General features: G+C 48.3%; 10 protein-coding genes. 4 read left to right on the forward strand and 6 right to left on the reverse strand.

All coding sequences use genetic code 11. The features are described from left to right. Nucleotides 1-13 precede the first annotated feature (13 nt). The 4 genes from tsaB to rpmH form a co-directional block, all read right to left on the reverse strand. Nucleotides 14-706 carry a tRNA (adenosine(37)-N6)-threonylcarbamoyltransferase complex dimerization subunit type 1 TsaB gene (gene tsaB, locus ACYVF1_RS07295; protein ID WP_461077078.1) on the reverse strand — a complete coding sequence of 231 codons (693 nt, stop codon included), beginning with the start codon at nucleotides 704-706 and terminating at the stop codon, nucleotides 14-16. Nucleotides 707-792: 86 nt separating this feature from the next. Continuing rightward, entirely contained in the window at nucleotides 793-2,457 is a 1,665-nt protein-coding gene (locus tag ACYVF1_RS07300) for a S41 family peptidase (protein WP_461077080.1), read from the reverse strand. A gap of 64 nt (nucleotides 2,458-2,521) precedes the next feature. Then, nucleotides 2,522-2,941 carry a ribonuclease P protein component gene (locus ACYVF1_RS07305; protein ID WP_461077082.1) on the reverse strand — a complete coding sequence of 140 codons (420 nt, stop codon included), beginning with the start codon at nucleotides 2,939-2,941 and terminating at the stop codon, nucleotides 2,522-2,524. Between the two features lie 114 nt (nucleotides 2,942-3,055). Continuing rightward, the gene (gene rpmH, locus ACYVF1_RS07310; protein ID WP_461077084.1) at nucleotides 3,056-3,223 is read right to left on the reverse strand and encodes a 50S ribosomal protein L34; all 168 of its coding nucleotides are present in this window, start codon (nucleotides 3,221-3,223) and stop codon (nucleotides 3,056-3,058) included. Between the two features lie 142 nt (nucleotides 3,224-3,365). Between rpmH and ACYVF1_RS07315 the strand changes: the two genes are divergently transcribed. After that, a complete protein-coding gene (locus tag ACYVF1_RS07315; RefSeq protein ID WP_461077086.1) occupies nucleotides 3,366-4,949 on the forward strand; it encodes a M61 family metallopeptidase in 1,584 nt (527 codons plus the stop codon). Between the two features lie 129 nt (nucleotides 4,950-5,078). Here ACYVF1_RS07315 and ACYVF1_RS07320 read toward each other — a convergent pair whose 3' ends face one another. Beyond that, nucleotides 5,079-6,005: a DUF389 domain-containing protein gene (locus tag ACYVF1_RS07320; protein WP_461077088.1), complete on the reverse strand. Its 927-nt coding sequence runs from the start codon at nucleotides 6,003-6,005 to the stop codon at nucleotides 5,079-5,081. 188 nt (nucleotides 6,006-6,193) lie between these two features. Between ACYVF1_RS07320 and ACYVF1_RS07325 the strand changes: the two genes are divergently transcribed. Then, nucleotides 6,194-7,285 carry a glycoside hydrolase family 130 protein gene (locus tag ACYVF1_RS07325; protein WP_461077090.1) on the forward strand — a complete coding sequence of 364 codons (1,092 nt, stop codon included), beginning with the start codon at nucleotides 6,194-6,196 and terminating at the stop codon, nucleotides 7,283-7,285. Nucleotides 7,286-7,312: 27 nt separating this feature from the next. Continuing rightward, nucleotides 7,313-8,827 (forward strand): amidase, encoded by a 1,515-nt coding sequence (locus ACYVF1_RS07330; RefSeq protein ID WP_461077092.1) that lies wholly within the window; start codon nucleotides 7,313-7,315, stop codon nucleotides 8,825-8,827. 600 nt (nucleotides 8,828-9,427) lie between these two features. On the opposite strand, the gene ACYVF1_RS07335 is transcribed toward ACYVF1_RS07330, so the two are convergent. Next, a complete protein-coding gene (locus ACYVF1_RS07335) occupies nucleotides 9,428-10,972 on the reverse strand; it encodes a TROVE domain-containing protein (protein ID WP_461077094.1) in 1,545 nt (514 codons plus the stop codon). Nucleotides 10,973-11,186: 214 nt separating this feature from the next. Between ACYVF1_RS07335 and ACYVF1_RS07340 the strand changes: the two genes are divergently transcribed. After that, nucleotides 11,187-12,146, forward strand: a complete 960-nt coding sequence (locus ACYVF1_RS07340; protein ID WP_461077096.1) for an amidohydrolase family protein — start codon at nucleotides 11,187-11,189, stop codon at nucleotides 12,144-12,146. The last annotated feature ends 14 nt before the right edge of the window (nucleotides 12,147-12,160 follow it).

Genomic DNA, 12,160 nt, shown 5'->3' on the forward strand with positions numbered 1-12,160 from the left:
TGCAAATTCGTGACTAAACAATCGATTTCCGAGGTTGGGTAGTCATGAAATCCTTCAGATAGAACGGTTCGAACGTAGCAACATCCTCAAATTGCCCTTGAGCGAAGGCCAATGTAGCAAGTTTGCCGACTGTCTTAGCCGAAGGCTGAATCACTACGTCCGGAAAGAGCGCGTTTGAAGATTTGTCCAGCAGATGTTTGCATTTGGCGGCACCATCACCAAAAAACACAACTGTTCTAGAAGTAAGCCAGCTATGAAATGAATTCTCGTCGATAATCTCAGCCGATGTTACGTCTAACTCCCGTCCTTGCTGGTCATAAAAGGCACGATAAACCTCCATCCGACGAGCGTCAAGCATGGGACAGAGTGTGTAATTGTCAGGGAAAAAATGACGAACCTGCTCCGTCATAGCTGCTAACGTATTGATAGCTATCAGCGGTTTGTCGAGCGCAAAACACAGTCCCTTCGCCGTAGAAACGCCAATACGTAGACCTGTGTAAGAACCCGGACCCTTAGCTACAGCGATGGCATCTAATTGATGAAGTTCGTGTCCAGTTTGCTGTACTACGTTGTTAATGAGCGTAGTAAGCATAGCCGCCGACGTGCGCTCCGTAAACAATTCATAACTACCTAATAACGTACCATCGCGGTGCAAAGCCACCGAACAAACTGTTGTCGACGTATCGAGGGAAAGCAGTAAAGACATAGGTAATGAGTGATACGAAATGAACGATGAGTTGGCTGACGCATCCATACAATAGGTGCGTCAGCCAACTCATCGTTCATTTCGTATCACTTCTTATTTTCTTTCAGAATGGAATTATACCGGCCCATATCTTTGAAGAGGTCGAGGGCGGCTTTCATTTCGGGGTCGGTCGAGAAGGACGATTCTTTCAGGCCACGTTGCAGATAGTAATTACCCGCAATTTCCTGTTCAAGCAGCGTTTTGATTTCCGACTTGAACGTATTGAGATCGGCATCTTTGCTGTGCGACATCTTCGTTTTCAGCGACTTCAACTGATCCTGAATCTGGTCGAAGTACTTTTCTTTCTTCGCCGACGCTTCCAGCGTGCTCAAATCTTTTTCAACCTGCGTTGTGTAATCATATTCCTTATCCGCTACCCATTTCGTAAAGTCCTGATATTCGGCGTCGGTAAGTTTAAATTCACGAGCTGGTTTAATGGTCGGATGCTCGTGACGATACTTGACCGCGTAGTCGAAAATGTGGCCTTTGTTGGTCAGACTCAGCGCAATAGGTGTAGGCGTTTGGGCTTCAATCACTACGTCGGGTAGTACACCGCCACCGTCATAAACTACGCGTCCGGCTTTGGTTTTGAAAGCCGTTTTCAGCGAATCAGGAATTTTACCAACACTGCCGTCGGGGTTGCGGTGGCTATAGTCGATAGCCTGAATGCAGCGGCCACTTGGGATATAATATTTAGCCGTCGTGATTTTCAGCTTTGTATTGAACGACAGCTCACGCGTGGTCTGCACGAGTCCTTTGCCATAAGTCCGCTGACCAATAAGAACGCCCCGGTCGTAATCCTGAATAACGCCCGAAACGATTTCTGCCGCCGATGCACTGTGATTATTGGTCAAAACAACCATCGGCATTTCCAGATCAAGGGGAGGATTAAGCGCGGTGTATGTTTTATTCCACTCCGTCACTTTGCCTTTCGTCGTAACAACCTCTGAATCTTTCGGAATGAAAATATTCGAGATATCAATAGCCATATTCAGCAGCCCACCTGGGTTTTCACGAACGTCGAGAATAAGCTTTTTCATGCCTTTTCCCTTCAATTCCTGAAACGCCGTGCGAACTTCCCGGGAGGCCGTGGCTGTAAAGTCTTTTAGATCAATGTAACCAACATCTTCCGTAATCATGCCGTAATACGGTACGTTGGTCATTTTCACTACGTCACGCGTAACGCTAAGGTCAAGCGGAGCTTTCTGGCCGTAGCGTTGCACCGTCAATTTCACCGCCGTATTATTCTGCCCCTTCAGCAATTTACCGGGATCGGCGTCTTTCACGTTTTTCAACGTAACTCCGTCAATCTTAATGACCTCGTCGCCAATCTGTAAGCCCGATTTTTCGGCGGGTGTTCCTTCATACACCATAAGCACAATGCTTTTACCCTGCCGCTGACCAATGAGCGCCCCAATGCCATTGTAGCGGCCGGTGGTCATGGTCATATAATCTTCGATTTCGTCTTCGGCGAAGAAGTTGGTGTAGGGGTCAAGTGCCTTCAGCATGGCGTCGATGCTGGTCTTCACCATGCGGTTCGGATTCACCTCATCGACGTAGTACAGATTCAATTCCTTGAATAACGTAGCATAGATGTCGAGGTTGCGGGCGATTTCGAAAAACCGGTCGTCATTTTTGAACGAAAAGAAGCCAATGCCACCCGCAATGAGGGCAGACGAGGTCAGGAGCGTAAATCGTTTAGGGAAGCGCATAGATGAGTCGATAGTAAGAGTCGATAGCCAATGGTCATTAGTCAAAAGAACTGCCGTTGGTATGCTAACGACTGTTGACTGTCGACTGACGACTTTTCTGTATTACTAATTTCATACCTTTTTCTATTTCTTCAAACGAAATAATTTGTTTGGCGGTATACAAAAAGGCAACGTACGCTGGTCCGGGCGAAGTGGGTGCTGCTAAATCTTGGCTAAATAGCTGTTTATTAAGCCGATAAGCTTCACGGACGCGCCGACGAATTAGGTTTCGATCAACGGCCCGTTTGAACGTTCGCTTCGGTACGGTAATGACAATAGCGGGCAGCGAAACGTTGCTTTCAGAAGATAAGTCGGGTTGAGGAAGATAGAGTACCCTAAACGGAAAAAGGTAGAACGTCTTAACAGACGAACTACCTTTTTTGAATAATTCTCCGATGATTTTTTTGCTGCAAAGCCGTTCAGATTTGGAAAAGGTTTGCAGCATTGGAATCGTGAGTTATAGAGTTGTAAAGTTATAGAGTTGTAAAGTGGCTGGCGCATATGAATTGCTTCTGCGCTAGCCACTTTACAACTCTATAACTTTACAACTCTATAACTTTTAAATTTTAAATCTTTCGCCTTTTTTCTCGTCAGAAACGGTTAGTTTCCAGCGGCCTTTGGCCCGACGACGTGCCAGTACTTTACGGCCATTAGCGGTTGACATCCGCTCACGGAACCCGTGTTTGTTTTTACGCTTCCGGTTCGATGGTTGGAACGTTCTTTTCATGATATATCTCTGCCTAAAATCGTTGTTTCCAAAATGAGTCCGCAAAGATAGCTGAATCGTAGCAGTTTACCAAGCCTGCGTTTATAAAAACCATTTGGTATCTTCGGACATTACTTTACCAGAACTACGTTATCCTCTTATCATGCATTATCGCCTGTCTGCTGATCCTTTTTTGCCGAATTATATTGCCGTCGAAGCCCAGTTAACGGATATTACTACGTCGGAAATTGAGTTGCAATTACCCGCCTGGCGACCGGGACGTTATGAGTTACAGCAGTTTGCGAAAAATATCCAGCGGTTCGAGGTGTTTGATGGCGATGGAAACCCACTACGTTTTCAGAAAATTACGAAAGATCGCTGGCGGGTGCAGATGAACGGCGCTACTACGTTGGTGGCCCATTATAATTATTACGCCATACTGCCAACGCTCCATCCGCTGAATGCTGGCAGCAGCTTTATTGGTGATACGTTGCTATACGTGAATCCAGTGAATCTTTGCCTTTACGCGGAAGGACGTATCGATGAGCCTTGTACGCTCGAACTCGCTATTCCCGACGGCTGGACAATTGCTTGTGGTCTGGAGCAAACTGATCCAAAAACGTTACAAGCTTCCGATTTTTATGAGCTAGTTGATTGTCCACTGATTGCTTCACCAGCGTTGCAGCACATCCAATACGTAGTAAACGAGATTCCGTTTAACGTTTGGATTTATGGCGGCTGGCGGAGTGATGATACGCCGGTTTACGACGCCGAACGACTGGTAAATGATTTTAGCCGCTTTACTCAAAAGCAACTCGAACTCTACGGCGAATTCCCTGAAAAGACGTACCATTTCCTAACATTGGTGCTCACAGTGCCGTATTACCATGGCGTCGAACACCGCAATTCGACGGTGCTGGTGCTTGGCCCGAACGACGAAGGAGAGGGACTCTATAATGACCTGCTAGGCGTATCGTCGCATGAGTTGTTTCATGCCTGGAACATCATTCGAATTCGCCCAACCGAGTTGCTGCCATACGACTTCACGAAGGAAAATTACTTCCCGACCTGTTTTGTGGCCGAAGGTGTAACAACGTATTACGGCGATTTAATGCTTCGGCGATCCGAAGTTTTTACCGACGAAGCGTATCTAAAAGAGTTGCAGGTACTTTTCAAACGCCATTTCGAAAATAATGGCCGGGCGTTCCAGTCATTGGTCGAATCATCCTGGGATTTGTGGCTCGATGGGTACGACAAAGGTGTTCCTGATCGGAAAGTTTCGGTTTACCATAAGGGAGCCATTGCTGCGCTAATTCTGGATTTGCACATTCGTCGACTGACTAACCACGCTCGTTCGCTGGATGACGTAATGTTACAGATGTGGCAGCGTTTCGGGAAGCCTTTTGTCGGGTATACGCTGGACGATTATCGGGCCATCACCGAGGACGTAGCAGGTGAATCGCTCGACTGGTACTATGACCTCTGTATTTTTGGTAATCAGCCGCTCGAAACGAAACTGAACGAATACCTGGCCTGGGTTGGTTTGCAGATCGTTTATGAAGAACCCACTGCCGATCATCCAGGCGGCATCCGGTTACTTGAACTGGAAGAGCCTTCTGCTAACGTAACAAATTCACGTCAGCAGCGTGCCTTATGGTTTGGTGCTACGTTGACCGAACCTCCGGTTGAAGAAACTGCGGAGCTGGTGCCGGAAGAAAAAGCCGGAAAGAACGTAGTGGCCAAATAGAATGACGTGATTAAGGCCCAAACAGGCTCCGGCTGTTTGATCCGCAAAGCGGCTAAACGTAACTATAACTTAGCCTTCGGCTCAAACAGCCGGAGCCTGTTTGGGCCTTAACCGCGTCACTCAATACGCCTAAACAATGGGCTTTCTCTTGTGTAAAAAGTGCTGCTTTGCTGTAAAAACAAGGAGGCAGGAGCCGATGATAAACGCTACGTCAAGACAGAATCGTTCGGCTCCTTCGATGGCCAGCTCCCACTGACCGCAGGCTAAGGCCGCACCAATCATGGCGGCTGCAGAGATAATGACCATCGCAATCAGGGCACCGGCAATGATGCTACGTCGATACGAAGCAACAATCAGCGCGCCAGACAACGTACCGCAAATGGATACAATAATATCTTTTGTGGATGGATGCGACATCATTTCTACAGCCTGATTTTGAGCAAGTTCTGCTGCGTCTGTTACGTTCATCCATTGTAAAAGTGCGAAGCTTAGTGCTGCGGCTAGAATCAAAACGCCGTAACCTGACACAAACGACCACAAGCCCCTTTTTATAGTGTGCGGATTCCGTAGAACAAGTCCTAAGGGGATTTTGGCGATGGGTTCAAAGCCGGGCGCAACAATTGACGCAGCAATAAACGCTACAACCTGCGGAACCGGCTCCGATACCAAGCCAACTGCCGACATGACTCCGCCTAAGGCCATCAGTGCCAGGTAATTACTGGTTACCCTCGACTGGTGACGCAGACCGGTTTCCATTTCTTCCCAAATGGCCTCGTCTATATCTTTCTCGATAAGTTCATCCTGTTTTGGATCAATAAAACTAGCTTGTTCAGCGGTGGCAATAGAGTATGGTTCGCCCTTGCAAACGGTGGCAATTTGACGTAGCGATTCATCGACGCCTTTGTTGAGAACCTGAAGAATCACTACGTCGCCGGGAGGTTTGACTGACCCGTTTCTTTGAACGGAAATACTAATTATTGCGTCTAAAGGCTTAAGTTGATCGATTAGCAGAATGGTACGTTCTGAAGGTAATGAAATCGTCAAAGTACGATGCATGCTACGTTGTTTTGTTAATAGGGGCTCCCATAACGTAACAACCCCAGAATGCAGTAGTGGTTATAAATTCCATAAAATCAGTACGTAACACTGGCTTTTTAGGCCCTTGTCAGGCGGAACTTGCCAAAGATGTAGTTAGCATCCAGTGACATTTTGCTTTTGCTACGAAAGCCCTTGTTTCGTCAATCATGCCCAACCGATTACTGCTACTCATTCTGCTTCCAGGCTTCTTATGGGCCCAATCGAAACCTGAAAAGCCCTGGATGCTAGGTCCTTTTCAAAAAGAAAATGCACATAACCCAATTTTAGACGCAAAGACCAGTACTACGTTCAATTGTCCGGTACGTAACGAAACGGTACGTTGGGAGGAAAAAGACGTATATAATCCGACGGCGGTGGTACGTAATGACAAAGTTTACATGCTGTATCGGGCCGAAGATACGGTTCGCCGGGTCGGTGGTACGTCGCGATTAGGCCTGGCAATCAGCGATGATGGCATTCATTTTAAGCGCCAGCCCCAGCCAGTTTTTTACCCAAACAACGATCCCATGAAAACGTATGAGTGGGAGGGAGGTTGCGAAGATCCGCGGCTTGTCGAGAGTCCAAATGGCGTGTATGTGTTGACGTATACCGCTTACGATGGCAAGATTGCCCGGCTTTGCGTAGCTACGTCGACTAACCTGACCGATTGGCAAAAACAGGGGCTGGCGTTTGGTGAATCGGCGAATGGAAAGTATCGAAATAGCTGGTCTAAATCGGGCGCAATCGTTTGTAAACGTGTTGGAAATCGGTTTGTTGCGCAGAAAATCAACGGAAAATACTGGATGTATTGGGGTGATAAACCGCAGCTTCGTCTGGCCACTTCCGACGACTTATTACATTGGAATCCGGTGGAAACGCAAGATGGCAATTTGTTACCAGCGGCTGAATTCCGTAAAGGAAAGCACGATTATCGATTGCTAGAACCGGGGCCGATGGCTATCCTGACGTCAAAAGGTATTCTGCTGATTTACAATGGAATGAACGACGCTAAAAACGGCGATGTGAATCTGCCCGAGGGTGCTTATGCCGGCGGTCAACTGCTATTCGATGCGCAGGACCCAGCTAAATTGATTGATCGCTCCGAAACGTATTTCATTAAGCCCGACCAGCCGTATGAGATTCACGGTCAGGTCAATCAGGTTTGTTTTCTGGAGGGATTGGTACCTTACAAAGGGAAATGGTTTCTGTATTATGGCACGGCGGATTCTAAAATTGGCGTCGCCGTAGCGCCCCAATAAACAATAACTTTTGAACGTATTGACTGTATGCAAACCGCCAATTCTAAAACGCTGTCTTTCGACGAATACGTTAAACACGATGCTACCGCTCTGGCCGAACTGGTTCAGAAAGGAGACGTTACGCCTGACGAATTATTGGAAACCGCCATTGCCCGCGCCGAAGTGGTCAATCCGCAGCTCAATGCGATTGTTACGCCTTTGTATGGTAAAGGTCGGGAAATGGCGAAGCATCTTCCCAAAACGGGCGCTTTTCGTGGCGTACCATTTTTGCTGAAAGATTTGGAAATGGAATGGGAAGGGACGCCCATGAAATCGGGTAGTGCTGCTTATCAGAATTACGTTTCTACGTCTGATAGTGAAGTTATTAAACGACTAAAAGCTGCCGGGCTTGTGTTCTTCGGGAAGACCAATACGCCTGAATTTGGCCTGACGCCTTATACCGAATCCAAACTATACGGACCGGCTCGTAATCCCTGGAACGTAGCGCATTCGCCGGGTGGGTCGAGTGGGGGATCGGCGGCAGCGGTGGCAGCAGGCATTGTTCCGGCGGCTACAGCTACCGATGGGGGAGGTTCCATTCGGATTCCGGCGGCTTGCTGTGGCCTGTTCGGGATGAAGCCGTCGCGCGGACGTGTTACGTTGGGGCCGCGTTATGGCGAACTCTGGAATGGGGCTGTTACGGGATTGGCTGTCACACGTAGCGTGCGCGATAGTGCGAGTTTGCTTGATACGATTGCTGGTCCATTGGCTGGTGATCCATACGGCATTGCTACACCCGAACGGCCTTTTAAAGACGAAGTGGGCCGTGAGCCGGGTAAACTACGTATTGCATTCTCGACGCAGGCGCTGATTGAATCACAACCGACTCATCCTGACTGTGTGAAAGCTGTTCAGGAGGCTGTTACGTTACTCGAAAAGTTAGGCCATACGGTGGAAGAAGTACCTTTGCCGTATGAGAAAACTATCGTTACTGAAGCGTTTTTTCTGAACGTATTGAGTGAAACGGCGGGCGTGTTACGTGAAATAGGGCAGTATTTAGGGCGCCCGGTCCGACGTAGCGACGTAGAGTTAAATACGTGGGCGCAGGCTCGGCTGGCAGAAGGTTTTTCGGCGGCCGACGTAGCGTTTCAGAAACGTCGCTGGAATACCCTCAACCGCGCCATGGGGCAGCTTCACGAAACGTATGACGTGTTTCTGACGCCTACGCTACCCCGTCCGCCTATTACGATCGGTACATTCCAGAATACAGCTTCCGAACAGCGTTTGCTAAAATTGGTCGATTCACTCGGCGGTCTGAAATACCTGAATGGAAGTAAAACTGTCACTGATTTGGCCGAGCGGTCGTTGGGATATATTTCGTTTACAGTGATTACCAATATGACTGGTCAGCCATCTATGTCGGTGCCGCTGCACTGGTCGTCGGATGGGTTGCCAATCGGTGTCATGTTCGCGGCCAAACTCGGCGACGAAGCTACGTTATTCCGTCTGGCAGGACAACTGGAGCAGGAAAAGCCCTGGTTCGATAAACGCCCGAACTTGTAAAAGGCTGCTATGTCCTCCTAAAAAAACAAAACCGGGTAACGGGCGAGCAGACTTCACTCTGGCGTTCTAGCTGTGTTGAACTATCACTGCGTAAGCAATGAGATGGTTTTGACCATCACCTCCAGACGGGGCACGAAGTATTTCTGCTCTACGACACCGGTTTTGTATTGATATATAGCAAGGCAACAAACGAAAAGAGTACGTAGGTGCTCTACCCCTGAGCTACACCGGAAGTTGATTTCCGATGGCTGGATTCGAACCAGCGTCCGCCCGGTTATAGTCGAAGTAACTCTATTCTACGGCACTTGCTAATGTCATACAGGGCAACAATCGAAAAGAGTCTAGGACTCGAACCTAACTTACTCTTGCGAGCTTTCAACCAATCGAAGTAATTCTTCTCTACGGCACCTGCGTAAAATCAAAACAGGAGTAACTAGCGAAATGGGAGCGGGGCATCGCTGGCCGGATTCGAACCGGATCATCTCGCTTCACGTAGGAAGCCACATGATTCCCCCATATCGTGCGAAGTAACCCATCTCTACGCCATCCTGTTTAGTGTCCCACTACGTTCTTGAGTAAATACGAACGTAGTGGGTTATATCAAAGCACAATTTGTTCAATGGCGCTTAGCGTCGTTTGGCCTTCTTCGATGGCCTGCAATACGTCGAAAATTTTATCCGACCAACCTGCAATCAGATACACATCGTTTTTCTCGATACGTAGCGGTGTGTTGCCATGGCCAGCCAGATCGAACAAATACAGGCGGGCATCCGGAAACAGGCTTTTATACTGTAGCCATTTCACCTGAATATTCATTGCTGTATTCTGATGTACTGCAAAGCTGTTCCACAATTGCAGATCGGTAAATAACATTACTTTATCGGCTTTGTACCGGCGCCGAATCAGGTCGTCGATAACCAGGTAACCGTTGGTTGAATACCCCACTTCGCCTGCACGACGGTAAAATTCACCTACGTTGGCTAAGACCGATCTGGAGGGCAACGTAACGGTCTGCCAGCGAGCACCAAACATCCCGCTCACTACGTTCCGACATTTAGATTGCAACAGCATTCCCAGCAATAGCCCAATGTCGTAAAATAACACTTTGCTTCGGGGCGAAACCGGCATCTGCATCGACCCTGATACGTCGCAGGCAATCACTACGTTGGTGTCGGCGCTAAAACCGCGCAGGTTTGCCACGCTTGCAGTAACTGCTTTTTCCAGCGCGTCGATGAGTACCGGAACATGACCAAAAGAAAGCTCCTTGATTTCGCGGTAGGCCGCTAGAAATCGGAAAGGCAATTGTTTTGCGTTCTGGACTGCTTTTTCGCTGGCAAGTATGACACAGACTTTCTCTACGTGCTTTCCGCTGACACCTGCTTCGAGCATGTTGCGCAGATTACGTAGCATAGCCATGTACCCCAATCGTCCACTGTCGATCAGTTCCTCCCACTTGGTACGTACTGCCGCTTCTTTCGCTGCTACGTCCTCGAAGCGAATCTTTCCGAGCGCACTTAATTCCGTTTCCCAGGTATAGGGCGTTTCCAACGTACCAGTCACCATTTTGTTAAAAATAGTCTGCTGGCTTTCGTCTTTTGCTTTTGGGTGTACCAGAAACAAAGCGTCGCGAAGTTTAACGGCGGTATCCCGGTTGTATTTGGCAAATTGGTACTCGTCAAATTTGTTGAACGCTGTGGATAATCCCCGCTGCAACTGCTTCGAGATGCGGTTAAGTTTCTTAGTTCCAGTACGTTGGTTCGTTAGCTGATAGTACGCCAGCAACTCCGTAATTTCGTCAGGACGCTGGATGGTACGTCCAACGGCTTGTCCGACCAGCCCATCGCCGTTGTGCACTTTGGCAAGCTCGCCTAACAGCATAACCGGTGCCGAACGCAGGTACATACGCTCCCGAACATACACCGCCAGTTTAGCGACAAACACCGGATCAACCTTACTGATTAACGCCTGAATGCGCGCTAACCGATCATCAGCGTTCTCGTAGAACGTATCGTTCAGCATGGTTGTAACCACGGCTGTATATAACTCAGCCTCAGGAGTTAACGCATAGGCTTTAGCTCCTTCGTGGTTGACGGTTTTCGTTACGTTACGCTGGAAAAATGGTGCGGCAATCTGAATGAATTTCATGGTCGTCGGTGTTTTGGTAAACTTGACGATACAAAGATTTAGAGCTCCTACGCAGCCTTTTTGCGTAGCTGAAAAATTATTTAGAAATCGTAAAAAACTTTTGATGCTATTTTGCCTGATCGATATGTGGGCCGCTCGAGAAAAGGACGTAGACTGGCATTTGGCAAAGAAAGGGAACCTCTTGAAGTTGCGTTGGAATCACTAATTTCAGGCCATGAACCGCAGACATTTTCTCGCCCTGACCGCAGGTGCTTCCGTGACGGCCCCGTTAGTGAGCTGGAAGGAAGTAGCTGCCATCCCGATAATTGACACACATATTCATTTGTTCGATACGTCTCGCCCACAAGGTGTGCCGTGGCCAACACCAAAAGATACTGTACTTTACAAGCCAGCCCTTCCAGATCGCTATCGTAAAATCGCAGTACCTCTTGGCGTAGTGGGCGCAATTGTCGTAGAAGCCAGCCCCTGGCTTGAAGACAACCAGTGGGTGCTCGATGTGGCTCAAAAGGATAAAATTATTGTTGGAACGGTAGGCAATCTTGAGCCGGGCAAACCAGAATTCCGTCGACAACTCGAACGCTTTCAGCGAAATCCGCTATTTCGCGGCATTCGTTATGGAAACCTTTGGGAAGGCCATGATCTTTCTCGCCAATCGACAAACCCCAAATTTATTTCGGATCTAAAACTTCTTGCCCAGTCGGGGCTAGTACTCGATACGGCCAATCCAAACCCGGCACTACTTGCTGCTGTGATACGTATCACCGATCAGGTGCCAGCGCTGCGGGTAATCATCGATCACCTTCCGCAAATGGTTCTTCCAAAAGACGCAAATGCACTGAAGAGTTACGAAGCGGATTTACGGGAGATGGGAAAACGCCCCCAGATTTATGTAAAGATTTCAGAAGTGCTACGTCGGGTAGACGGTAAAATTCCGCAGAATCTAAGTTTCTACCGGGAGCGGCTGGATATGCTGTATGCTACGTTTGGCGAAGACCGGTTGCTATATGGCAGCGATTGGCCTAACAGTGATCAATGGCTGCCTTTTGATCGCGGACTGAATCTGGTTAAAGAGTACTTTTCGGCGAAAGGGCGAACTGTCGCCGAAAAGTATTTCTGGAGGAATTCACTGGCAGCCTATCACTGGCAAAAGCGCGATTCCTCTCAGCCTAGATAGATACGTAGCAAGCA

The sequence above is a fragment of the Spirosoma flavus genome (genome assembly GCF_054778555.1).